The 23407-nt window shown below is 73.6% G+C and carries 23 protein-coding genes; 13 read left to right on the top strand and 10 right to left on the bottom strand.

Features of this window, described 5'->3' with window-relative positions:
- Window positions 1-2119 (top strand): tetratricopeptide repeat protein (locus tag HS99_RS18855; RefSeq protein WP_063737890.1); only part of this gene is annotated, 2119 nt, incomplete at its 5' end.
- A 45-nt stretch (window positions 2120-2164) separates the two neighbouring features.
- On the opposite strand, the gene HS99_RS18850 is transcribed toward HS99_RS18855, so the two are convergent.
- Complete coding sequence (locus tag HS99_RS18850) at window positions 2165-3445, bottom strand: serine hydrolase domain-containing protein (RefSeq protein WP_030598259.1); 1281 nt, start codon at window positions 3443-3445, stop codon at window positions 2165-2167.
- Between the two features lie 297 nt (window positions 3446-3742).
- Here HS99_RS18850 and HS99_RS18845 point away from each other — a divergent pair, with 297 nt between their 5' ends.
- Together HS99_RS18845 and HS99_RS18840 are read left to right on the top strand one after the other, a co-directional pair.
- On the top strand, window positions 3743-4726 hold the full coding sequence (locus HS99_RS18845) for a phospholipase D-like domain-containing protein (RefSeq protein WP_046385521.1): 984 nt from the start codon (window positions 3743-3745) through the stop codon (window positions 4724-4726).
- A 119-nt stretch (window positions 4727-4845) separates the two neighbouring features.
- Window positions 4846-5754 (top strand): alkaline phosphatase family protein, encoded by a 909-nt coding sequence (locus tag HS99_RS18840; RefSeq protein WP_046385520.1) that lies wholly within the window; start codon window positions 4846-4848, stop codon window positions 5752-5754.
- A 10-nt stretch (window positions 5755-5764) separates the two neighbouring features.
- Here HS99_RS18840 and HS99_RS18835 read toward each other — a convergent pair whose 3' ends face one another.
- Window positions 5765-7042: an MFS transporter gene (locus HS99_RS18835; protein ID WP_046385519.1), complete on the bottom strand. Its 1278-nt coding sequence runs from the start codon at window positions 7040-7042 to the stop codon at window positions 5765-5767.
- Window positions 7043-7182: 140 nt separating this feature from the next.
- On the opposite strand from HS99_RS18835, the gene HS99_RS18830 reads away from it, so the two are divergent.
- Window positions 7183-7710, top strand: a complete 528-nt coding sequence (locus tag HS99_RS18830) for a MarR family winged helix-turn-helix transcriptional regulator (protein ID WP_030598264.1) — start codon at window positions 7183-7185, stop codon at window positions 7708-7710.
- 104 nt (window positions 7711-7814) lie between these two features.
- Window positions 7815-8417 carry a hypothetical protein gene (locus HS99_RS18825; protein ID WP_223885879.1) on the top strand — a complete coding sequence of 201 codons (603 nt, stop codon included), beginning with the start codon at window positions 7815-7817 and terminating at the stop codon, window positions 8415-8417.
- Here the strand turns inward: HS99_RS18825 and HS99_RS18820 are convergent.
- Both HS99_RS18820 and HS99_RS18815 read right to left on the bottom strand, forming a co-directional pair.
- Complete coding sequence (locus HS99_RS18820; protein ID WP_030554802.1) at window positions 8405-9469, bottom strand: TolB family protein; 1065 nt, start codon at window positions 9467-9469, stop codon at window positions 8405-8407. The genes HS99_RS18825 and HS99_RS18820 overlap by 13 nt on opposite strands.
- Window positions 9470-9962: 493 nt before the next feature.
- Window positions 9963-10544, bottom strand: coding sequence for a hypothetical protein (locus tag HS99_RS18815; protein ID WP_063737889.1), 582 nt, complete (start codon window positions 10542-10544; stop codon window positions 9963-9965).
- A gap of 1061 nt (window positions 10545-11605) precedes the next feature.
- Here HS99_RS18815 and HS99_RS45060 point away from each other — a divergent pair.
- Window positions 11606-11749 carry a hypothetical protein gene (locus tag HS99_RS45060; protein ID WP_157846596.1) on the top strand — a complete coding sequence of 48 codons (144 nt, stop codon included), beginning with the start codon at window positions 11606-11608 and terminating at the stop codon, window positions 11747-11749.
- Window positions 11739-11966, top strand: a complete 228-nt coding sequence (locus HS99_RS45055) for a hypothetical protein (protein WP_030554797.1) — start codon at window positions 11739-11741, stop codon at window positions 11964-11966. The genes HS99_RS45060 and HS99_RS45055 overlap by 11 nt, the downstream gene beginning before the upstream one ends.
- 7 nt (window positions 11967-11973) lie before the next feature.
- On the opposite strand, the gene HS99_RS18805 is transcribed toward HS99_RS45055, so the two are convergent.
- Window positions 11974-13254: a DUF5685 family protein gene (locus tag HS99_RS18805; protein WP_030554795.1), complete on the bottom strand. Its 1281-nt coding sequence runs from the start codon at window positions 13252-13254 to the stop codon at window positions 11974-11976.
- A gap of 229 nt (window positions 13255-13483) precedes the next feature.
- On the opposite strand from HS99_RS18805, the gene HS99_RS47845 reads away from it, so the two are divergent.
- The 3 genes from HS99_RS47845 to HS99_RS18795 are packed head-to-tail and all read left to right on the top strand — an operon-like array spanning window position 13484 to window position 15802.
- Window positions 13484-13606 carry a cupin domain-containing protein gene (locus tag HS99_RS47845; RefSeq protein ID WP_267885563.1) on the top strand — a complete coding sequence of 41 codons (123 nt, stop codon included), beginning with the start codon at window positions 13484-13486 and terminating at the stop codon, window positions 13604-13606.
- The gene (locus HS99_RS18800) at window positions 13603-15087 is read left to right on the top strand and encodes an MFS transporter (RefSeq protein ID WP_232543087.1); all 1485 of its coding nucleotides are present in this window, start codon (window positions 13603-13605) and stop codon (window positions 15085-15087) included. The genes HS99_RS47845 and HS99_RS18800 overlap by 4 nt, the downstream gene beginning before the upstream one ends.
- A 28-nt stretch (window positions 15088-15115) precedes the next feature.
- A complete protein-coding gene (locus tag HS99_RS18795; RefSeq protein WP_030554791.1) occupies window positions 15116-15802 on the top strand; it encodes an alpha/beta fold hydrolase in 687 nt (228 codons plus the stop codon).
- 50 nt (window positions 15803-15852) lie between these two features.
- Here HS99_RS18795 and HS99_RS18790 read toward each other — a convergent pair whose 3' ends face one another.
- Together HS99_RS18790 and HS99_RS18785 are read right to left on the bottom strand one after the other, a co-directional pair.
- A complete protein-coding gene (locus tag HS99_RS18790; protein WP_046385518.1) occupies window positions 15853-16476 on the bottom strand; it encodes a putative DNA-mimic protein in 624 nt (207 codons plus the stop codon).
- A 5-nt stretch (window positions 16477-16481) separates the two neighbouring features.
- Window positions 16482-17894 carry a DUF2252 domain-containing protein gene (locus HS99_RS18785; protein WP_030280548.1) on the bottom strand — a complete coding sequence of 471 codons (1413 nt, stop codon included), beginning with the start codon at window positions 17892-17894 and terminating at the stop codon, window positions 16482-16484.
- A gap of 142 nt (window positions 17895-18036) precedes the next feature.
- On the opposite strand from HS99_RS18785, the gene HS99_RS18780 reads away from it, so the two are divergent.
- Complete coding sequence (locus HS99_RS18780; RefSeq protein WP_030280546.1) at window positions 18037-18450, top strand: ribosomal maturation YjgA family protein; 414 nt, start codon at window positions 18037-18039, stop codon at window positions 18448-18450.
- Window positions 18451-18457: 7 nt separating this feature from the next.
- On the opposite strand, the gene HS99_RS18775 is transcribed toward HS99_RS18780, so the two are convergent.
- Window positions 18458-19240, bottom strand: a complete 783-nt coding sequence (locus HS99_RS18775) for an SGNH/GDSL hydrolase family protein (protein ID WP_030280544.1) — start codon at window positions 19238-19240, stop codon at window positions 18458-18460.
- 234 nt (window positions 19241-19474) lie between these two features.
- Here HS99_RS18775 and HS99_RS18770 point away from each other — a divergent pair, with 234 nt between their 5' ends.
- The gene (locus tag HS99_RS18770) at window positions 19475-20356 is read left to right on the top strand and encodes a 4Fe-4S domain-containing protein (RefSeq protein WP_030554787.1); all 882 of its coding nucleotides are present in this window, start codon (window positions 19475-19477) and stop codon (window positions 20354-20356) included.
- A 156-nt stretch (window positions 20357-20512) separates the two neighbouring features.
- Window positions 20513-21337 (top strand): dimethylargininase, encoded by an 825-nt coding sequence (gene ddaH, locus HS99_RS18765; RefSeq protein ID WP_030280540.1) that lies wholly within the window; start codon window positions 20513-20515, stop codon window positions 21335-21337.
- 8 nt (window positions 21338-21345) lie between these two features.
- Here ddaH and HS99_RS18760 read toward each other — a convergent pair whose 3' ends face one another.
- Window positions 21346-21987 carry a LutC/YkgG family protein gene (locus tag HS99_RS18760; protein ID WP_030554784.1) on the bottom strand — a complete coding sequence of 214 codons (642 nt, stop codon included), beginning with the start codon at window positions 21985-21987 and terminating at the stop codon, window positions 21346-21348.
- Window positions 21984-23399: a lactate utilization protein B gene (locus HS99_RS18755; RefSeq protein ID WP_030554782.1), complete on the bottom strand. Its 1416-nt coding sequence runs from the start codon at window positions 23397-23399 to the stop codon at window positions 21984-21986. Before HS99_RS18755 ends, HS99_RS18760 begins: the two co-directional genes overlap by 4 nt.
- Window positions 23400-23407: the final 8 nt, after the last annotated feature.

Raw genomic sequence — 23407 nt, 5'->3', positions numbered from 1 at the left:
GGAGCCGGACCTCACCGCGGACCGGAACCTCGTGGGGGCCGTGCGCTTCCTCTACGTCGAGCACGACGACACGGTGATCGACCGGGTGGAGTTCGACGCGTCGGCGCCCCCCGGCACGCCCCCCGGCGCGCTCGCCCTGCCGCGTGACCTCGCCGACTTCACCGCCCGCGAGCAGGCCCTCGCCGAGCTCGCCGCCCTCACCGCCGACGAGCACCCCGCCCACCCCCGGGTGGTGCTGATCAGCGGTCAGCCGGGCCTGGGAAAGACCGCCTTCGCCCTGCACGCCGCCCACGCGCTCGCCCCGGCCTTCCCGGACGGTCAGCTCTCGCTCGACCTCGGCGGTATGGCCGCCACCCCGCTGGCCGCCCGCGAGGCGCTCGGCCAGGTGCTGCGCGCCCTCGGGGTCGCGGACGGCGCGGTGCCCGCCGGGACGGAGGAGCGGGCCGGTCTGTTCCGCGCCCTGGTCCGCGACCGCCGGCTGGTGCTGGTGCTGGACAACGCAGCCGACGAGGCCCAGGTGCGCCCGCTGCTGCCCGGCTCCGGTCCGGCCGTGACCATCGTGACCAGCCGTCACGCCCTGCCCGGCCTGGAGGCGGTGCACCGGCTGCGGCTCGACGTGCTCTCCCCGGCCGAGGCGTCCGCGCTGCTGGCCCGGATCGCCGGGCCGGAACGGGTCGAGGCAGCCCCGGACGCCGCCGCCGAGCTGGCCCGGCTCTGCGGCTACCTGCCGCTCGCGCTGCGCATCGCCGGGCAGCGGCTGGTCGCCCGGCCGCAGCAGCCGGTGGCCCAGCTGGCCCGCCAGCTCGCCGCTGAGGAGAACCGCCTGGACCTGCTGGAGACCGGGGACCTCGCCGTCCGTCCGGCCTTCGAACTCTCCTACCGCCGGCTGCCCGAGCAGTCCCGGCTGGTGCTGCGCCGCTGCGCGCTGACGGCCGGGGCGGACTTCACCGCGTCCGTCCTGGCCCGCTACGCGGGGCTGTCGGCCGCGCGCACCGAACTCGTCCTGGAGCAGCTGGTGGACGCGGGCCTGGTGCAGCCGGCCGCCCCGGAGCGCTACCGGCTGCACGACCTGGTGCGGCTGTACGCGGGAGAGCGCCTGACCGTCGACGAGACGGCCGAGGCCGTCGCCGAGGCCCGCACCCGGGCCGGGAGCTGGCTGCTGCGCGAGGCGGCGGCCCACGGCCTGCGGTTCGACCCGGACCACACCGCGGCCGAGGGCGCCGCAGCCGCCGGGGCTGACTCCGTCCCGCTCACCGAGGCCGCACGCTGGCTGGAGGAGGAGCACCCGGAGTGGCTGGCCGCGCTGTACCGGGCGCAGCGGGAGGGCCGCCACCGGGAGGTGATCGACACCGCCGAGGCCATGCACTGGTTCTCCGACCGCCTGGTCAGCTGGGACCTCTGGGGCGAGGTGTTCCAGCTGTCGGTGGACGCGGCCCGCGCGAGCGGCGACCGGCAGGCCGAGGCAGTGCACGTCAACTACCTGGCCTGGACGTACGTCACCTGTCTGCACCGCTACCGGCGCGGCATCGAACTCGCCGGTGAGGGGCTGGCGTTGGCCCGCGGCCTGGGCGACCACGAGCAGCAGGGCTGGGCGCTCACCTACCTCGGCACCGGGCTGCGCCACCTCCAGCGCTACCAGGAGGCCGGCGAGAGCTACCAGCGGGCGGCGGAGGCCTTCGCCGAGGTGGACAACCGGGCCGCGATGATCGGCCGGCTGGTCACCCTGCGCGGCGCCGCGACCTGCCTGCGCCACCTGGGCCGGGCCGATGAGGCGCAGGACTCCCGCCGCCGGGCGCTGGCACGCGCCCTGGAGCTGGTGGAGCGCTGGTCCTCGCCGCTGATGCACCTGATGGCCGCCGTGACGGCGCACGAACTAGGCCAGGACCGGGCGGCGTTGAAACGCTGGCCGGCCGCCGAGAAGGCCTACCGGCAGGCGCTGGTGCACTACGAGGCGATCGGGCGTCCGGACAGCATGACCAAGACGCTGACCGAACTCGGCACCGCGCTGATCGAGCAGGGCCGCGCCGACGAGGCCCGGGAGATCCTCACCGAGGCGCTCACCGACCTGAGCGCGGACGGCCGGCGCGGCCGGAGCCCCGTGCAGGGCCTGTCCGACTGATCGTGCCGGACAGGCCCGCAGCGGCCCCTGGGCTGCGGCACCGGGTCAGATCCGGGTGTCCTCCACCACCGGCAGGCCCTGGTCACCCTGGTCGCCCCCGCCGTCCCGCGCGGCCGGAGTGAAGGCGGTTCGCGGTGCGGCCGCCGGCTTCTTCCCGCAGAAGGCCGGCTCCAGAGCGTTCATCAGCCCCTGGGTGACGGAACCGTTGTTGGAGGCGTTGGCGAAGACCACCACCGAGCGGTGCCCGTCCGGGGTGGTGAAGGACTGGGTCTGGTAGCCCTGGACGATGCCGCCGTGCCCGTACACGTCCCCACAGGACAGCGTGATGCGGCGCAGCCCCAGCCCGTAGGAGATCTTGGCGGTCGGGGTGGGCAGTGCGGCCTCCATCTGGCGCAGCGAGTCGTCGGAGACCAGTCCGCCGGAGCTGCCGGCCATCAGCGCGGTGAGGAAGGTGTCGAGATCCTCGGCGGAGGAGATGACCGCCCCTGCGCTCCACACCCACGAGCCGGTCTGCTCGGTGGAGTCCAGCAGCGGCTTGCTGCGGTCGTCGTTGGTGAGGTAGCCGGTGATGTGGGCGCCCGCGATCCGCTGGTGGGGGACGACGAAGGAGGTCCGCTTCAGGCGGAGCGGCTCGATGATCCGCTCGCGCAGCACGTCCGCGTACGGGCGGCCGGTGAGGTGCTCGACGGCGAGGCCCATCAGCACGAAGTCGGTGTTGGAGTAGGTGTAGCGGCTGCCCGGCGCGTACTGCTGGCCATGCTTGACGGACATCGCGACCAGGTCGGCCGGGGCGTACACCTTGCTGCGGATGCGGGCCTCGAAGGCGGAGGTGGTCTCCTCGCCGGGCTGCTCCAGCAGGTCGTTGGTGTGGTCGTAGACGCCGGCCCGGTGCTCCATCACCTGGCGGCCGGTCATCGTCCAGCCCTCGGGGAGGGTCCCGGCCGGGAGGTAGTCGCACAGCGGCTTGTCGAGGTCGATCCGGCCCTCCTGCGCCAGCTGCATCACGAGAACGGCGGCGAACATCTTGCTGTTGCTGCCGACCCGGAACCTCCACGCGGAGTTCATCGGCGTCCCGTCCAGGTTCGCCCTGCCGACGGCCAGCGAGCGGGTCCGGTCGTCGTCGCCGTGGTCGCGGATCACCGCGAAGGCGCCGGGGGCGCCCGCGCCCGTGGTGGCCTGGAGTGCGTTCAGCACGCCGGCCGTGTCGGGGGTCGGCAGCGTCGCGCCACCCTGGTCGGCGGCCAGTGCGGGGGCGGTTCCGCCCGCCACCAGGACAGCGGCGGCGGCGGTCACCGCGAGCGGACGCAGAAGGCTGGTCTTCGCCATGTTCCTCGGCTCTCTCGTGGGCTGACGCGGTGTCGGATCGCGTCGATCGTGATCACTATCATCGGTCGGGGCGGCTGGTCGCAATGTGAACCGGATCGCCCGCATCGTCCGTTGTCGGGTGGATTTGGCGGGCGCACCGTTCGTTCTCCGGGCCGGGGTCAAGGTTTTACCTCCCGTCGTCTACCCGCGTTGACCGTCCCGCCCCCATGCTGTTCGGGCGCTCGCTCCGCCGTCCGGTGCCGCCTCGCACCGGGCCTTCCCCCCCAGCGACTTCCCCTCACCGACCACGGAGTCCCCATGCCCCTGGCCACCCTCGCGCGCCGTGCCGGCGCTCTGCTGCTCGCCGGTGCCGGCCTGATATCCGCCACCGGCACCGCCCACGCGACCGGCACCTACACCGCCGTGGTCTTCCCCGACCAGAGCCACACGGTGGTCTACAACCTGATCAACTCGGCCACCAAGAGCATCGACGTCACCATGTACGAGCTGCGCGACACCACGGCGGTCAACGACCTGATCGCCCGTCGGCGGGCCGGCGTCAAGGTCCGGGTCATCCTGGACGCCCAGCACACCTCGGTCAACGGCTCCGCCTACAGCGCGCTGAGGGCGGCCGGCGTCGGCGTGACGTACTCCTCCTCGGCGTTCGTCTACACCCACCAGAAGACCGTCACCGTGGACGGCGCCACCTCCCTGATCCTGACCGGGAACCTGGACGCCACCTACTACTCCAGCAGCCGCGACTACGGCGTCCTCGACACCGACGCCAACGACGTCAACGCGATCGAGCAGGTCTTCGCCGCCGACTACGCCAAGACCTCGATCACCCCCTCCGACGGCGACAACCTGGTCTGGTCGCCCACCGACTCGCAGGACCGCCTGCTGGCGCTGATCAACGGCGCGCAGACCTCGCTGGACGTCGAGGAGCTGGAGTTCGGCGACCAGGCCCTGGTCGACGCGGTCACCGCGGCCGCCAACCGCGGCGTCACGGTGCGCGTCGTCGGGATGGACCCGAGCTCGTACGGCTCCTCCTTCGACGAGGTCACCTCGGCCGGCGCCAGGGTGGTCACCTACTCCTCGACCACCGGCCTGTACATCCACGCCAAGGCCGTCGTCGCCGACTACGGCACCTCCACCGCCAAGGTGTTCGCCGGCTCGGAGAACTTCTCGGACAACTCGCTGAACAACAACCGCGAGCTGGGCCTGATCGTCTCCGACTCCGGGGTGCTCAACGCGATCGAGTCGACCTTCGCCACCGACTTCGCCAACGGCACGCCCTACTAGGCCGTTCGGCGGATCCCGCCGGACGCCCTGCCACAGGCCGTTCGGCGGAAGCACGACAGTCCGTCACCCTCCCGTTCCGGGCGGCCCCGCGGGGCCGCCCGCCCACCCGAGGACCTGTCATGACTTCGTCCGCGAAGCCCCTGAACGACTCCGCCCGCCCCCGGTCCCGCCGCACCGCGACCGCGCTCGGCTCGGCCGTCGCGCTGGTCGCCGCCTCCGCCGGGCTCTGGGCGGCCACCGCCACCACCGCGCAGGCGGCCGGGCTGCCCACGCCCGACCACGTCGTCGTCGTGGTGATGGAGAACCACTCGTACAGCCAGATCATCGGCAGCAGCAGCGCACCGTACATCAACAACACCCTGAAGGCGGGGGGTGCCAACCTCACCCAGTCCTTCGCGATCACCCACCCCAGCGAGCCGAACTACTACGCGCTGTTCTCCGGCTCCACCCAGGGCCGGGTCGACGACAGCTGCGTGACGGTCGGCGGCTTCCAGACCCCGAACCTGGCCTCCGAGGTGCTCGCCGCCGGCAAGACCTGGGCCAGCTACAACGAGTCCCTGCCCAGCCAGGGCAGCACGACCTGCAGCAGTGGCAACTACGCGCAGAAGCACAATCCCTGGTTCGGCTTCGGCAACGTGCCGCTGAGCAGCGCCAAGACCTTCGCGCAGTTCCCGACCGACTACACCACCCTGCCGAACGTCTCCTTCGTGATCCCGAACCTGTGCAGCGACATGCACGACTGTTCGATCAGTACGGGTGACACCTGGATCAAGAACAAACTGGGCGCGTACGCCACCTGGGCGCAGAGCCACAACAGCCTGCTGGTCGTCACCTTCGACGAGGACAACAGCCTGTCCGGCAACCGCATCCCGACCGTGGTCTACGGCGCCCACGTCACCCCGGGCAGCAGCTCGGCCACCACCTACAACCACTACAGCGTCCTGCGCACCCTGGAGGACCTCACCGGGGCGAGCGGCCACGCGGGCAACGCGGCGACCGCGACGGACATCACCGGCATCTGGAACTGACCTCCTCCGGTCAGGAGTCGATCTGGACCGGCGGCCGTTCGACGGCCGCCGGTTCCGCCGCTCCCGGCGCGGTGCCGAGCCTGCGCACCCCCGGCACCGCCGCGGTGCCCGCGCACACCAGGGTCACCAGCGCGGCCGCGGCCAGCAGCGGCACCCGGCTGCCCCAGGCGTCGGCGGCAAGCGGGGCCAGCACGTAGCCGAACGGCGCGGCGGCCAGCGACAGCAGCCAGTCGTACGAGGTGACCCGGGCCAGCACCCGCGGCGGGAACTCCTCCTGCACCACCGTCTCCCACACCGGGTTGAGGAACCCCAGCCCGGCCAGCGCCACCCCGTAGGCCGCCACCGTGACGGGCGCGGGCGCCGGAACGGCGAGCGCCAGCAGCGGCAGCCCGTACAGCGCCAGTGCCAGGTTGCCGACCAGCACCGGGCGCCGGGGGCGGAGCCGCCCGGCCGCCAGTGAGCCGAGCAGCAGGCCGATGGCCCCGGCCTGGGTGATCGCCACCCAGACGCCGTCCCCGCCGAGCCGGGTGGCGGCGATCAGTGGGCCGAGGGTGAGTGCGACGGCGCTCGCGCCGTTCCACACCCCGTGGGCGAGCAGGCTGGTCCAGTACCAGTCCCGGGCGCGGACCTCGCGCCAGCCCTCGGCGAGGTCCCGCCGCAGCGGGCGCGCTCCGGCGGGCGGGCCACCGGCGGCTGCGAGCGGGTCGCGGGCCGGGACGAGGCGTACCCGGCTGAGCAGGGCGGCGCTCAGCAGGAACGAGACGCCGTCCGCGACGAAGGCCCAGCCCGGCCCGGCCGTGTAGACCAGGAGGCCCGCGAGGGCCGGGCCGCCGAGCCGGGCGGCGCTGGTGGCGGAGCCGAGCAGGGCGTTGGCCCGCAGCCGGTGCTCGGCCGGGACGGCGGCCCGGACCAGCGGCGAGGTGGTCGGCATGGCGAAGGCGGAGGCGAGGCCGCCGGCCGCCGAGGCGATCGCGATGTGGGTCAGGTCGGGCCGGTCGCCGAGGAGTTCGAGGCCGACCAGCAGCTGGGTGACGGCGCGCAGCAGGTCGGTGGTGAGCGCGACCAGGCGCGGGTCGAGGCGGTCGCCGGCCACCCCGCCGAAGGGCAGCAGGAGCAGTCGCGGCACCATCGCGCAGCCGAGGACGAGCGCGAGCGCGGCGGAGGAGCCGGTCGCGCGGGTGATGGCGATGGCGAGGGCGGCCGGGACGACGGCGTCACCGAGGGTGGAGACCGTCCGGCCGAGGAAGAGCAGCCTGAAGTCGCGCAGGCCCAAGGGGTGCTGAGACACCGGGTGTCGGGGTGCGGGGGGTCGGGCTGCCGGGTGTCTGGGTACGGGTCGTCGGATCACGAGCGGCACTGTATTTCGGTGACGAAATTTTGGCAACGAATATTTTGGTGACGACACATCCGCCTTTGTAGACTCCTCCCATGCCCGAGCACCCCCACCAGCAGCCGACCCCGCCCCGCGACTGGACGGACGGCCACCTCGACCGCTGGCTACCGGTGCTCCCCGAGCTCGACCCGGAGATCGAGGGCGCGGTGACCCGGATGTCCCGGCTGACCCGCCACCTCGGCCGGGTCCGCGAACAGGGCGTCGCAGACTACGGCCTGCACAAGCACGAGTTCGACACCCTGCACGTCCTGGCCGGCCGTGGCGGCCACGCCGCCCCCTCCGACCTGCGCGCCGACCTCAACCTCGCCCCCGCCTCCGTCACCGGCCGGCTGGAGACCCTGGAACGCCGCGGTTTCGTCCTGCGCACCCCTTCGACCGAGGACCGCCGCAAGGTCGACATCGTGCTCACCGAGGCCGGGCGGGCCGCGTGGCACGAGGCCCTGGACGTGGTCGGCCGCGAGGAGCGCCGACTGCTGGGCGTGCTGTCCGAGGACGAACGGCGCACGCTCTCGGGCCTGCTGCGGAAGGTGATGCTCGCTCAGGAGTCCGGGGCGGCGGAGTAGTACGCCGGCCGCGGCGCCGGCTGCTTGGTGGCGGTTGCGCGGGCCGGAGCGGGGGCGGGCTCGGGGCTCGACCGGGGGCACGCCCGACTGGTATCGATAAGGGCGTGCGATTCGAACTAGTGCCGATGCCGGACGAGGTGGGGGAGCGGCCCCGGGACGGGCGCGGGTACCCGGTGCCGGCCATCACGCCGTGGCAGGACGGGCAGCCGCGGTTCGCCCTGACCGACCACGGGCGCAGCGCCGACTGCGCGCTGGAGCGCCGGTGTTCGGTGTGCGGGGTGTTCATGGCGCGCGGGCCGGTGTGGCGGGTGGTCGGGCCGGCCGAGAGCGCCGCGATCGCCGAGGCGATCGCGGCGGGGCGGCCGTACCGCAATCTCGCGCCGACGATGGAGGGCCCGGGGCACCGCGCCTGCATGCTGTACGCGTCGATGGTGTGCCCGTACCTGGCCAGGCCCAACGCCCGCCGCAAGGTGACCGCCGGGGACGCGGAGGACCGGCTGACCGCCGCCGCCGTCCGCGGGGCCGCCCGTGGCGGGACGGGGGCGGTGGTCGGGTTCGGCGACTACGAGTACGCGGTCACCGACACCCGGGTGCTGTTCCGCTTCCTCGACGTGGTCGAGTTCCTGCCGCACGAGTCCGCCGACGAGCACCTGGCCGAGCTGCGGGCCGAGTTGGCCCGCAGCTCGGCGCGGGATCAGGGCCGGTAGACCGGCAGGCCCGGGATGGTGGAGACCTGGGTCGGCGCGGCGGAGCCGTCGGCCGGTACGGTGTCGATGCCGTCGGGGGTGCGGGCCGCGACGGTCTTTCCGTCGGGGGACCAGGCGGGCTCGGTGAAGTCCGTGGTGGCCGAGGGGGTGAGGTCCTTCTCGGCCTTCCGGTCGTGATCGGTGGAGCGGGTGAACAGGTGGTCATGGCCGTTCACCGCGCGGACGAAGACGATCTGCCCGCCGTCCGGGGACAGGGCCGGCTGCGAACCCTTCCCGATGTCCTGGGTGCCCGAGCGGATGTAGTCGTCGTAGATGTACACCTCGTTCGTCGGGGTGTTGGCGTAAGCGATGGCCGCCTGCCGGCCGCCCGCGTTGGCCCAGGTGTTGCCGGTCTGCGGCGGCTGGGGGACGCCCGGGTTGTCGCCGCCCTCGGAGTTGTGCGGGCTGAGGTCCTCGACGGCGCCGCCCTTGGCGGGGACCTTCACCAGCCGCAGCACACCGGCCTTCTTGGCGGTGAAGACGATGTTGTTGTAGCGCTCGGTCTCGTTGGGGACGGCGTCGCCGCTCGGCCCCTTGTCGGCGTGCTGCCAGGTCGGGTGGGACCACTCCTCGCCGTCCGGGTGCTTGGCGAGAGTGGCCTTGCCGGTGCCGTCCGGGTTGGCGGTCATCAGGTCGCCGCTGTCGCTGACGAAGACGACCTTCTTGCCGTCCGGCGACCAGGCGAGGTCGCGCACCACGGAGCCGAAGTCGACGATGGTGCCGTTCATCGCGACGTTCCTGGTGCCCGTGCTGATGGTCAGGTGGTTGGCGACGGTGGTCCCGTTGACCTCCTTGCGGCCGGGGGCCGGGCTGCCCGTGTGCGTGGCACCGCCGGGCGCCGCCGTGCCGGGTGCCGCCGCTCCGGGCGCGCTGGAGCCGGATGCGTTGGTGCCGGGCGCGGCGGTGGCGCCGGAATCGGCGTTGTCGGGGCCGCAGGCGGAGAGCAGGACCGCGCTGACGGTGGTCATCAGCGCGATCGCGGCGGCACTGCCGAATCGGTTGCGCACGGACATTCGAGATCCCCCTTGGTGATGCTGTTCGCCTTCGTCAAAGAGGTTCGCAGTCCGAGGTCCGCGCCCGGTGCCTGCTCTGTCACAGCCCCGGAACAGCACGACCGGACATGGTGTCAGTTCGTGTGCGCTGCAGAGCTGATGACGTGGCCGGCGAGCGGTCAGAGGCCGAGTTCGCCGGCCCCGGGTGGTCGTCGGGGCGGCGGCCGAGCGGCCAGCGGAGCAGTCGCTGCCCGGGGGGTGATCGGCAGGTCCGTTGATCGAGGCGGGCCACGACCTGCGGGGCGAGCCCCCGGAAGATCAATTCTTCGAGGGCATCGATGGTCGGTCGCCGTTTCTCGATGTGCCGGATCTGCGGCGGCAGTGGTCGCTGCTGCGCTGTCCCGGCGTACGTCATCGAGGGGCAGGGGGCGGGGACCTGTGGAAGGATGGGCGTGTCGGTGCCCCGGCCCGATTACGGCGGGCCGGGGCGCCAGATTATACCGTTGGAGTACTTCTACTTCTCGCCGCGCTCGCCGCCGCCCTCGCCGCCACGCTCGCCGCCGTGCCCGCCGAAGCCGTAGTCGTGGCGCACGACCCGGAAGCTGCCGACGACGCCGTCGTCGACCTCGACACCCTCGTGGACGCGCTTCGGGTGCACGCCGTCGCTGGAGCTGTGCGGCCCGACGGTGGCGATGGGGGCGCCGTTGTCGCAGACCGCGCCGCTGAAGACCTCGACGGTCCGGTGGCTGTCGTTGCGGATGTTGAGCGACTTGGCGCCCAGGCCGCTGACCACGGTGATGCAGCCGTAGTCGTCGGCGGAGTACGTCCGCTCGTTGACGTGGATGACGCCCCGGTGCTCGCGGTGCTCGCGGTGCTCGCGGTGCTCGCGACGCTCGTGGCCCTCGTTGCCCTTGCCCTCGTTGCCCTTCGTGCCGCCGTCGAGCGGAGCCTGGGCGGGAACGGCCGCCGGGGCGGCCTTCTCAACGACCGGGGCCGCCTTCGCCACAGGCTCGGAAGCGGCCGACGCGTAGCTGATGCCGGTCACGGCCACGGCCGCCGACGCCGCGAGGGCAATGGCGGTGGTCATCTTGTTCATGGACCCTCTCCTGTTTCTGGACTGGATCGGCTTGGTGCCGACATGAATGAACGTACCGACCGACTAAAGGGCTGTCCTATTAATAGGCCGCCGAATGGTTGACGGGCAGGTCTAAATGAGTGTCATGTGAGCCCCCGAACCACTCCCGGAACTGGCGTCGCTCGGCGGCCTGCTGTCCTCAAATCCTGTTTTTTTTACGGGAGTTGACGGAGCAGATAGGTCCATTCGGGTAGTGCCTGACTTCGCCTCACTCATTTGGCCCGATCTCGGGACTCGTCTGCGGAAGTCAGGCCGGAATGTCGGTGGACCAGATCTCCGGATCGGAGGGATGTGCCGCGGGTCGGGCGGTCGCGGTGGTCCCGTGGGGATCCGTGCCAGTGGGAGCCTCGACCTCCTTGGGGGTGGGCCCGAAGCGGACCGGTGGCGCACGCACGCGCCTGGTGGTTCGGCAGCCGCCGCGGTCGCGAGGCCCGCCGCAGCCCTGCAGGCGCACGGTGGCCGGTCGGCCACCCCGTCCGCCCGTGGTGTGACGTTCGCCGACTTTGCCCTCGGGAATACGAAATCCCTTGGTATCAGGCAGCGTTGACGGAACCAGCGGGCTGGTTGGGCCAGGTCCGACGGGGCCGCGCTCCGGGGCCGTACAGCAGGCCGGCTACGCACTCGCCGTGCACCTGGTCCAGAGCGGCCAGGACGGTGGAGGCGGTGTGCTCGACGGCGACCCGGCGGTCGTCCCCGGGCCTCCGCCGGGCCCGGACGACGGCGTCGTTCGGCCACCAGCACCGAGTGGACGATCCCGGCCGTGTGCACTGCGAGGACGGTGACCGGGCAGGCGCGGTGTGGTGCGGGAACTGCCGTCCGACCGTAACCGGTCCCGGTGGCCCGGAAAGATCACCCATGGGTACTCGTTAGGCGAATGGCCCGCGGGCGCGAGTGTGCCCACCGAGGTGGGCTCACCAGCGCCAAGTCGCCCCGCGTACCGGAGCTGGGTGGATTGCTGTCCCTCCCGTCCCACCAGCCCCTCGTTTATCGCCCGTTGATCGTCTACGTCTAGCGTCGGGCCCATGGACGACAGGACGGCCGAGTGGCCGGGGGCGGCGCCCGAGGGGCGGATCACGGAGCAGGACGCCGAGCGGTTCCGGCAGTTGCTGGCCGGGCTGGAGAGCTCGCTGGCGGCGGACCGGGAGGTGGCGGGGCGTGAGGCCTGAGGCCGGCGAGCGGCCCGGGCCGGTGGCTGAGTCCGCCGAACCGCGCGGCCCGGCGCCCGGAACCGCGGAGTGGCACGGTCCGGCGGTGGTGCTGCCGCTCTGGCGGCGCTGGGAGGGCGGAGAGGAGCGCCGGAACGCGGATCGGCCCGGGGTGCTGCGGGGGCACCCCGGGCCGGTGGTGTCCGATCAGCCGGAGGCTGCGCCGGACGAGGCGTGACGGTTCACTAGCAGTCGCACCCGCAGCCGTCGCACCCACAGTTGTCGCAGCAGTCGCACCCGCACTTGCAGCAGTCGCAGCAGCTGGGGTCGCAGCCGTTGCAGCAGTCACCGCAGTCACAGCAGTCGTGCCGCTCGCAGAAGCCCTTGCGCCGCTCGCGGCTGAACGGGTCGTTGTGCTCGCAGCAGAGCAGCTGGCAGGTGCAGGCCATCAGCGCCCACACCGCGCACCCGGCGAGCAGGTTGCGCGGGTGCGGCGGCTTACCGCCGGGCGGGCCGAAGCCGGGGCCCTGCGGCACCCACGGCGGGACCGGCGCCTGGTTCGGGTACGGGCCACCGGGGTGGCCGGGCGGCACCTGACGCGGCGGCGCGTCCTGGGGGTGGTCGGCGGTGGCGCCGCGATTGGCGCTGCGACAGCTCGCCCCGTGCCCGGCCCGGCCGAAGACCCGGTCCACCGCGCTCTCCGTCTCGTGCCCGAGCAGCACGTGCACCAGCGCCCGGTCGGTCAGCTCGACCTCGCGCAGCGCGAGCCGGATCCCGTGCACGGCGTCGCGGCAGAGCCGTTCGGCCTCGGCCCGGTCGGTGCCGGTGGCGGTCAGCGGGTTCCAGGCGCCCGAGGCGGCGTCGGCGGCCTGGTCCTCGGCGGCGTCGAGGAGGTGGGCGAGTCGGCCGAACAGGCGTCCCGCCTCGGCGAGCGGTGCGGCGTTGCCGGGGCGGCCTGCGATCACGGCGGTGTGGGCGAAGGCGGCCGACGTGGCGGTCTCGGTGGGCTCGGTGACCAGCAGCACGGAGCTGCCGGGCGGCAGCAAGCGCTCCAACTCGCCCTGCCGGGAGGCGGCGTCGAGCAGCACGGCGGTGTCGAAGCCGATGGTGGAGGCGCTGCCCGCGCTCTTGCGGTCCCAGCGCCGGGTCACGGCCCGGGCCCCGGCGGCGACCGGGCGGCGGGCGAACACGCCGTCCCGGTCCTCGACGTGGTCGCGGATCTTCACCGAGGCGAGCGCGAGCGAGACGGCCGCCGCCAGCCGGGCGCCCTCGCCCTTGGCGACGGAGGCGGTCCGCATGCCGCGCAGCGGGCAGGGCCCGGCGGTGCGGCGCCGGCTGGAGTCCTCCAGGGCGGTCTGGGCCTCGACCAGGACGGAGATGATCAGCCCGTCGTAGTTGGTGGCGGTCCGGGCGAGCTGCCCGTGGTCGTCCCGCAGGGCGAGGCAGAGTCCGCACAGGTGCGCCATCCAGGAGGCCTGGAGGCGCTCGGACAGCCGGTGCCTGCACGGTCTGATGATGCCGAACACGATCCTGATCCCCCTCGCCGATGGGCCGCTGACCGGCCACTTTGTCGGCAAACATCATATGATCACCGCTGCACCAGGGGGACCGGTCGGTCGAACCGGAGCCGAACCGGAGCCGCGCTGCCGTCGGGCCGTCACCAGGCGGCGAGAACGCGGGAAGGTGATCTCATATCAGGGATAGCATCCTGGATATGGGAACCGACACGGCCGCCGACGAGCGTTGGAACTGAGCGTGGACGGCCAGCCGCAGCTGCTCGGCCCCGGCGACTGCCTGCGCTACCGCGCCCGCACCAGCCGCTTCCGCAGCCTCGGCCCGGGCGAGGCCCGCTACGCCCTCGTGGTGGTCGAGCCGTGACCGCCGCCTCCGGTCCCATACCGGAGAAGGAACGCTTCGACGCCGCCGGGCGCCGCGTCCTGCTGGTCTGCGTCGCGGGTGGCTTCACCACCCTGATCGACCAGTCCGTCCTCAACACCTCGATCCCCGCCCTGCGCGGGACCCTGCACGCCCAGCCCGCCCACCTGCAGTGGATCGTCGCCGGGTACTCCCTCGCCTTCGGCCTTGCGCTGATCCCCGGCGGGCGGCTCGGCGACGTCAAGGGCCGCAAGTGGTTCTTCGTCATCGGGCTCGCCCTGTTCACCCTGGTCAGCCTGGTCTCCGCGACCGCCACCGACCCGACGGTGCTGATCGCCGCCCGGCTCCTGCAGGGCGCCGGCGCGGGCCTGGTTAACTCCCAGATGATCGGCACCCTCCAGGACGTCTTCGACGGCCAGCTGCGCGCCCGCGCGCTCGGCATGTACGCCGTCACCGGCAGCCTCGCCTTCGCCCTCGGCCCACCGATCGGCGGCCTGGTGCTGGCGGCGGCCGGCCCCGAACTCGGCTGGCGGATAACCTTCCTGCTCAACGTCCCGTTCGGCCTGGCCACCCTCGCCCTGGCCGTCCGCCACCTGCCCAGGCCCCGCCCGGCCGCCCGGCACGCCGACCTCGACCTGCTCGGCCTGCTGCTGGTCGGCGCGCTCACCCTTGCCCTGATGCTGCCCTTCGTCCGGCCGCCCGGCCTGGCCGGCCGGCTCGCTTTCGCGGCCGCCGTTCTGGCGCTGCTCGGCGCATTGATCGGATGGCAGCGCCGCTACGCCCGCACCGGCGGACACCCGCTGATTCACCCCGCGCTCACCCGCTCCGCGCCCTACGCCCTCGGAACCGCCATCGCGATGGCCCAGTTCGGCTTCTCACTGGCCGCCTCCCTGGTGCTGACCATGTTCCTCCAGGACGGCCTGGGCCTGTCCCCGATGGGCGCCGCCCTGGTGTCGCTGCCCTCGGCCCTGGCCATGGCCACCGCCTCCGGGCTCGCCTGGCGCGTGGTGCAGCGCCTCGGCCGACGCACCGTCACCGTCGGCATGACCGGTTCCGCGCTGGCCATGCTGCTCAGCGGAATCGTCGCCCAGTGGGCGCCCGCCGTCGTCCTGCCCTGGCTGCTCGCACTGCTCCAGCTGCTCGGCGGCGCCTCGGTCGGCCTGATGGGCTCCACCAACCAGGCCTACGTGCTGCGCCACGCGCCCGCCGAGGCGGCCGGGGTCAGCGGCGCGATCCTGCAGATGGCACAGCGGATCGCGGCGGCCGTCGCGGTCTCCGCCCTGTCCGGGGTCTACCTGCGCGAGACCGCCGGGGGCGGCGGCCACCGCTCCGCCTACCTGACGGCCGGCCTGGTCTGCGCGGCGGTGGCCGGACTCGCCGTACTGGCCTCGGTGTTCGCCGGCCGGGTCAGCGGGCGGGACCGGACGCCGGAGAAGCCGGACGAGACGGTCACGGTGAGCCCAGGGCGAACGTCAGTTCGGTAGTGGTCGATCGGCGCGTACGGTGGCGGGCATGACGACAGTACGGACGGTGCAGTTGCCCGAGGTCACCCTCGCCTACCGCGAGAGCGGACACCCCGACGGCCCGCCCCTGGTGCTGCTGCACGGCCTCGGCGAACGCGCCGCCGGCTGGGACACGGTGCTGCCCGACCTCGCCCCCCACCACCACGTGTACGCGCTCGACCTGCGTGGCCACGGCGACAGCGGCCGCACCGCCGCCTACGGCCTGGAGGCCATGCGCGAGGACGTGCTCGCCTTCCTCGACGCCCTCGGCCTCGACCGGATCGCCCTGGTGGGCCACTCGATGGGCGGCGCCGTCGCCTACCTGGTCGCCCAGGCCGCGCCCGAACGGATCGACCGGCTGGTCCTCGAGGAGATCGCCGCCCTGTACCCGCGCCCGTCGAGCGTGCCGCCCGAGGGGGCGGACGAACCGGCGCACTTCGACTGGGCGATGGTCCGGGCCGTGAAGGCGCAGCTCGACACCCCCGACCCGGCCTGGCGGGAGGGGCTGACCCGGATCACCGCCCCCACCCTGGCCGTCGCGGGCGGGCCCAGCAGCCACGTCCCCCAGGAGCGGATCGCCGAACTCGCCCGCCTGATCCCGGACTGCCGCCTGGTCAGCATCGAGGCCGGGCACCTGGTGCACAACGCCCGCCCGGCCGAGTTCGTCGCCGCCGTGGCGCCGTTCCTGGAAGCCTGAGCCGGGACGCCGGGACGCCGGGACGCCGGAACGGCGCCCCGGCCCGGCCGTCACCCGAAGACGATGGCGTGGCCAGTGGCGAGACTGGTCCGGCAGGCCCGGTACAGCGCGTGCCAGGCGAAGACCTCCGGTTCGAACGGGTCGTCGCCCGGCAGTGCGTCCAGCCGGGCCGACTCCTCCGGGGCCAGCGAGCCGTCGGCCGCCAGCCGGATCCCGATGGCCGCGGCGAACCTCTGGAGCTCCGCCAGCAGCGGGCCGCAGGAACCCACCATGCCGGCGCCGGGCACACCGGCCCCCTCCGGGAGGAAGAGCGGATCCTCGAACGGGAACTCCGCCGGCACGTAGTAGCCCTCGTGGTCGGCGTGGCAGAGCAGATGCGAGTCGAGCACGGCCGTCTCGTCGTCGACCAGCTCCAGGTCTTCGTCGTACTGCTCGCTGCTGACCTCGCGCGCCCCGGTGACCGGCTCGCCCAGCCGGTGCAGCACGTACACCCGCCGCAGCCCGGACAGGTAGCTGTACGGGAAGCCCGCCCCGAAGACCTCGGCGGGGCCTGCCGGTGCGGTGGCCGGCTCCCGCCAGGCCACGCCCTCGGCGGCCAGCGCCCGGTGCAGCACCTCGGCCTCCTCCCGCAGGTCCGGGGTGCCGAGCAGCCCCACACTGATCGCGAGTCCCATGCCCGTCAGACCCCCTGCTCGGCGGGCAGCCGCCCGCTGCGCACCGCCGCCACCAGCTCGGCGTGGTCGGCCTCGGTGCGGTCCGCGTAGGCGACGGCGAAGGCGGCGACCGCCTCGTCCAGCGCCTCGCTCTTGCCGCAGTACCCGGCGAGCAGCCCCGGGTCGGCGGTGTGGGCGTGGGCGCGGGCCAGCAGGGCGCCGGTGATCCGGGCATAGTCGTCCAGCTGGCTCGGCAGCAGCACGGCCGGGTCGACACTTCCCTTGCGGTTGCGGAACTGCCGCACCTGGTACGGGCGTCCGTCGACGGTCGTCCAGCCGAGCAGGGTGTCGCTGACCACCTGCATGTGCTTCTGGCCGAGCACCACCCGCCGGCCCTCGTGCTCCTCCGCCGGCCGCCGCCAGTGGCCGCCGAGGTACGGGAGCAGCACGGACGGCCTGGCCTCCTTCACCTGCAGCACCAGCGGCTGGTCCCGGTGGTCGGTGAGCAGCACGACGTACGAGCGGGTGCCGACGCTGCCGGTGCCGACCACCCGGAACGCCACGTCCTGCACCCGGTACCGGGACAGCAGGGTGCGCACCTCGGCGGGCACCGTCGCCACGTACGGGCCGAGCGCCTCGGCCACCGCCCGGGCGGTCGCGTCGGTGACCCCGGTGAGCACCGGCGGAGCGGCCGTGAACCGCCAACCGCCGTCCGCGGTACGGGTGGTGCTGCGGGCGGCGAACCGGGCGCTGGTGTTGCCGAGGGCCTTCGCGCCGACCTTCCGCAGCACCTCGGTGAGGTCGTGAGCCTCGGCGAAGGACACCAACTGCTCGTCCGCCACGGCGTTCCAGGCGTCCAGGGCGGGCAGCTTGGCGAGCGTGCGCAGGGTGCGGCGGTAGGAGCCGGCCGCGTGCTGGGCGGCCGCGCGGGCGGTGCTCTCGCTCGCCCCGGTCTCCCGGCCCGCCAGCACCAGGCTGGTGGCGAGACGCTTGAGGTCCCACTCCCAGGGGCCCGGCACGGTCTCGTCGAAGTCGTTGATGTCCATGACCAGTTGGCCGCGCGCATCGCCGTACAGACCGAAGTTCGCCGCGTGCGCGTCCCCGCACAGCTGCGCCGTGACGCCGGTCACCGGTGTGCCCGCGAGGTCGGCGGCCATCAGGCCGGCCGACCCGCGCAGGAAGGCGAACGGCGTGGCGGCCATCCGGCCGACCCGGATGGGAACCAGGCCCGCGATCCGGCCCGCGTTGGAGGCCTCCAGCGCCGCCACCGCCGTGGGCCGGTCGGCCGCGGGCACGAACTCCGAGTGCCGCTCCCGGGGGACCGGCACCCGCAGCGCCTTTCCCTGCTCCCGCGCCCGCTGCGCCCGGCCGTCCGGCCCGGTCGCGAACCCGGGGACGGTGAACTTCCGTCGCCCGGTGGTGTTCCCGCTGTCCGTCACTGTTCCCCGCCCGCCTTGCTCGAACTCCCGCCCGTGACCTGCACGGATGGCTCATCAGGGGGAGTGACGTCCGGCGTCGCGCGGTGGTTCCTGGGGTGGGGGCGCGGATGTGCCGGTGGGGCCCGCCCGTAGCCTTGGGCGGGTGAACGATCTTCGGAAGGCCCTGACGGCCCGACTCCCCGCCGCCGTGGCCGTGTTGCTCACCGTGGCGGCCGGTCTGGGCGTGCGCGCCGCGACGGACGGCGACCCGGCGAAGTGCGCGGGCGACGCGCTCTACACCGTCCTGGTGTACGCCCTGGTGGTGCTGGTCGCGCCGAGGGTGCGACCGGTGCGGGCCGCGCTGGTGGCGGCCGGGGTGAGCTGGGCGGTGGAGCTGTTCCAGGCGACCGGGCTGCCGGACGCGTGGGGGCGGCGCAGTGGGCTGGTGCACCTGGTGCTCGGATCGACCTTCAACCCGCCGGACCTGTTCTGGTACCTGGTCGGCGGGGCCGGTGCCGCGCTGCTGCACCGGGTGCTGCGGTCCGGTGGGACCGCGGCACCCGGTGGCACCACCTGACCACGCGTCAGAGTGGAAGCAACTCCGGCCGCTTGGCCTCGACGTGGTCGCCCGAGGACTCCCCGCGCAGGCGGCGGCCGACCCAGGGGATCAGGTGCTCGCGGGCCCACTGGAGGTTCTCGCGCCGCTGGTCGGCGGCGGTGAGGACGCGGGCGGTCGGCCATGCGGCCTCCGGGTCCTCCGCGGTGCGCAGGCCCAGCGAGCGGGCGGCCAGCAGGGCGACCCGCTGGTGCCCCTCGGGGGACAGGTGCAGCCGGTCCTCGCTCCAGGCGCGGCGGTCCTGCACCGCGCGCAGCGACCACAGGTCGGCCACCTTGCAGTCGTAGCGGTCGGCGACCGCCCGCATGTGGCCGTTGTAGGTGGCGATCTTCCCGCGCAGGTGCTTGAGCAGCGGCACCTCGCGGGTGTCGAAGCCGGTGCAGATCAGCACCGTCCCGGCGTTCTCCGCGAGTTGGGCGATGGCGGTCTCGAATCGCTCGGCCACCTCGTCCGGGTCGCTGCCGGGCCGCAGGATGTCGTTGCCGCCGGCGCAGAAGGTGACCAGGTCGGGCTGGAGCCGGCGGACCTGCGGCACCTGCTCGGCCACGATCTGGTCGAGCAGCCGTCCCCGGACCGCCAGATTGGCGTAGCGGAACCCGCCAGGCGGCCTGCCCTCGGCGAGCATCCCGGCCAGGCGGTCGGCCCAGCCGGCGAAGGCGCCGTCGGCACCGGGGTCGTTCAGGCCCTCGGTGAAGCTGTCCCCGAGGGCGACGTACGAACTGAGGTCAAGGGTCTCCTGGAGGTTCGGCATGAAAGAGATAGTTCACCCATTCAAGTGACCTACGCCACCGTAGGTGAGCCTGGCGGCACGTGAGATGGGCCACGTACCCTGCGCGGCCCCCGCCGGCCGGTCGCCCCGCCGCAGAGCGCCGTGCCCGGGAAAGCGCAAGATCCGTGCCCCCTTCCGCTTTGCGGCCCGTCGGGACCATGCTCGAAGTACGGCGCGCCGCCTGGGCCGCCGTTCTTCCTGGGGGAAATCCGGACCATGAACCTCTCCGAGAACTGGACCGTCGACGACCGCTGCACCAACTGCGACGTGGCCCGGCAGCTCGCGCCCGACCTGATCCGCGAGCACGCCCGCAAGTCCGAGCTGATCCGCCAGCCGCGGGACGAGGCCGAACAACGCCAGCTGCTCGCCGCCGCCCACGCCTGCCCGACCCGCTCGATCCGCCCCGGTACCGGCCGGCTCGACCCGGCCACCGACCCGTTCCCGCTCGCGCTCGACGAGCACGGCGACGTGCTGCTGCTCGGGCACAACTCCCGGCAGACCGCGGGCGCCAACTCCTACCTGTGCCGCCGGCCCACCGGCTGGGTGATGATCGACACGCCCCGCTACAGCGAGGCGCTCGCCGCCCGCTACGAGGCACTCGGCCCGGTCACCGACGTCCTGCTCACCCACCGCGACCACGCGGCGCACGGCCGGCAGTACGCCGACCGACTGGGCGCCCGGCTCCGGATCCACGAGGGAGACCTCGCCGCCGCCCCCGACGCCGACGATGTGCTGCGCGGCACCGACCCGGTGGAGATCTCGCCCGGCCTGGTCGCGCACCCCTTCCCCGGCCACACCGTGGGGAGCGTGCTGTACGTCGCCGACCGGCGCTACTGCTTCAGCGGTGACAGCCTGTACTGGTCCCGCACCAACCAGGACATCGAGGTGCAGGAGGCGGTGACCTGGTACTCGATCGAGGAGCAGTCCGCCTCGCTGGACCGCAGCCTGGACGCGCTGCGCTTCGAGTGGCTGCTGCCGGGGCACGGTGACAAGCAGCGGATGCCCGCAGAGGAGGCGGAGCGACGGCTTCGCGCCCTCGCCGTCCGCGTCCGGGCGCTGCGGACCGAGCCGGTGGACTTCGCCGCCGTGCGCTGGTAACCCCCGACGGCAGGACCGTGCGCCGGGGCTCGCGCCGGGTGCGCGGGGGGTTGCGCCCGCCGGGCAGGCCCGCGCGGGTGTGCGAACGGGAGCGGCGGGGCAGCCGCCTCTGGAGTGACGCGTACCGAGACCCCGCGAACCGAGGACGGTTGAGCAATGTCCACGCACACCCCGGCGCGTACGGCGCGGCCCCGGCGCTACCTGATGTGCCGGCCCACCCACTTCACGGTGGACTACGCGATCAACCCGTGGATGGACCCGGCGCAGCCCACCGACACCGAACTCGCCGTCCGCCAGTGGGAGCGGCTGTACCGGACGTACCGGCGCCTCGGCCACACCGTCGAGCTGATCGACCCGGTGCCGGGCCTGCCCGACATGGTCTACGCCGCCAACGGCGCGACCGTGCTCGACGGCCGGGCCCTGGTGGCCACCTTCCGCTACCCGGAGCGGGCCGCCGAGTCCGAGGCCTACCAGTCCTGGTTCCGGCTGCACGGCTACCGGGCGGTGCGCCGCGCCGGCCACGTCAACGAGGGCGAGGGCGACCATCTGGTGGTCGGCCGCCGGGTGCTCGCCGGGACGGGCTTCCGCACCTCACGGGCCGCGCACGCCGAGGCGGAGCAGCTGTTCGGCGTGCCGGTGGTCAGCCTGACCCTGGTCGACCCGCGCTTCTACCACCTGGACACCGCGCTGGCCGTCCTCGCCGACGACCACGTCATGTACTACCCGGAGGCCTTCGACGCCAACAGCCGCTCGGTGCTGCGCAGTCTCTACCCGGACGCGGTCCTGGCCGACCGGGCCGACGCCGAGGTGTTCGGACTGAACGCCGTCTCGGACGGCCGCCGGGTGCTGCTCCCGGAGGCGGCCAAGAACCTGGCGGGGCGGCTCGCCGAGCACGGCTACGAGCCGATCCCGGTGGACGTCTCCGAGCTGCTGAAGGGCGGCGGCGGGGCGAAGTGCTGCACCCTCGAACTCAGGCCGTGACCCCCGCGTCACACGGTGACGAGCAGCACCTCCAGGGTGCGCGGCCCGTGCACCCCCACGACCCGGTCCAGCTCGATGTCGCTGGTCGCCGACGGCCCGGAGATCCAGGTCTGCGGCCGCGCCGGGTCGAGCCGGGGCAGCGCCAGCGGAACGGAGGCGACGACCTGCTCCGGCGCCCGCACCACGCACAGGTGGTGGTCGGGGACGAGTGACAGCAGCCGCCGGCCCTGACCGGGCCCGCCGTCCAGCACGATCGTCCCGGTCTCGGCGACCGCCAGCGCGCAGCCGGTCACCACGCTGTCCACGGCGTCCAGCCGGGCGGCGGTGAGGCTCCCGTCGTCCGGCAGCGGCTCGACGCCGACCGCCGCGGTGAGCCAGCCGTCCGGCAGCCCGGCCGGCACGGCGACCGTGCGGCTGCCGCGAGCGGCGAGCAACTCGGCGATGCGGCTCGGGAGTTCCGCCTCGGTGCAGCGGTGCACCAGGGCCCGGTAGTCGGTCAGGTTGCGGTGCAGCAGGTCGAGCAGCGCCGCCGGATCGTCCGCCGGGGCGTGGGCGCTCAGGTACCGGCGCGGCAGCGGCTGTTCGGCCACCGTCCCGGTGTCACCGAGCGCGGCCCGGATCCGGCCGAGGATCAAGTCCCTTGACGTCACGTACGGTTCCTCCGCCACCAGTCGCGGAACGGTTCGGCGGGCACCTCCGGAAGGTCCCGGCTGTCGGTCCAGGCCCGACCCGGCCCGGGCAGTCGGCGCGGGTGCAGGGCGCGGGTGCGTCCGGCCAGCCGCTCGGCGGCCGCGAGCGCCGCCGGGTGGTCCAGGACGTACCCGGCGGCGGCCACGGCGGCCCGCTCCACCGGGTGGCCGCCCTGTTCGGCGACCCGCTCGCGCAGGTGCACCAGCACCTCGGGGATGTCGATGGCCACCGGGCACACCTCGTAACAGGCCCCGCAGAGCGAGGAGGCGTACGGCAGCGAGGCGTCCACCGGGCTCGCCGTGCCGCGCAGTTGGGGAGTGAGGACGGCGCCGATCGGGCCCGGGTAGACCGAGCCGTAGGCGTGTCCGCCCGCCCGCTCGTACACCGGGCAGACGTTGAGGCAGGCCGAGCAGCGGATGCAGCGCAGGGCCTGCCGGCCGACCTGGTCGGCCAGTGCGGCGGTGCGCCCGTTGTCCAGCAGCACCAGGTGGAACTCTGACGGGCCGTCGCCCCGGGTGGTCCCGGCCCACAGCGAGGTGTAGGGGTTCATCCGCTCGGCGGTGGAGGAGCGGGGGAGCAGTTGGAGGAAGACCTCGAGGTCCCGCCAGGTCGGTACGACCTTCTCGATGCCGACCACCGAGATCAGGGTGCGCGGCAGGGTGAGGCACATCCGGCCGTTGCCCTCGGACTCGACCACCACCAGGGTGCCGGTCTCGGCGACCATGAAGTTGGCGCCGGAGACGGCCACTTCGGCACGCAGGAACTTCTCCCGCAGGTGCAGCCGGGCGGCCTCGGCGAGTTCGGCGGGGGAGTCGGTCAGGCCCTCGGGCGCCGGGCGGCCCCAGGAGGCCATCCGGTCGGCGAAGATCTCCCGGATCTCGGCGCGGTTGCGGTGGATCGCCGGGACCAGGATGTGCGAGGGGCGGTCCTCGCCCAACTGCACGATCAGCTCGGCGAGATCGGTCTCGTAGGCGGTGACCCCCTCGGCGGCCAGCGCCTCGTTCAGTCCGATCTCCTGGGTGGCCATCGACTTGACCTTGACCACCTCCGTCGTGCCGGTGGCGTGGACCAGCCCGGCGACGATCCGGTTGGCTTCCTCGGCGTCCGCCGCCCAGTGGACGGTGCCTCCGGCCGCCGTGACGGCCTCCTCCAACTGCACCAGGTAACGGTCGAGATGGCGCAGGGTGTGGTCCTTGATCGCCTTCCCTGCCGAGCGCAGCTCGGCCCAGTCGGGGAGCTCGGCGACGGCCCGGGCCCTCTTGTCGCGGATGGTGTGGGTGGCGTGCCGCAGGTTGGCGCGCAGCTGCCTGTCCCGCACCGCGCGGGCGGCCGCCTGCGGAAAGGCGGGCATGCCCAGGAACGTGTCACTCATGCACCCGC

The sequence above is a fragment of the Kitasatospora aureofaciens genome, assembly GCF_001188955.3.
GTDB lineage: Bacteria > Actinomycetota > Actinomycetes > Streptomycetales > Streptomycetaceae > Kitasatospora > Kitasatospora aureofaciens.
The sequence above is the reverse complement of the archived record's forward strand: the minus strand, read 5'-3'. Positions and strand labels throughout refer to the sequence as shown.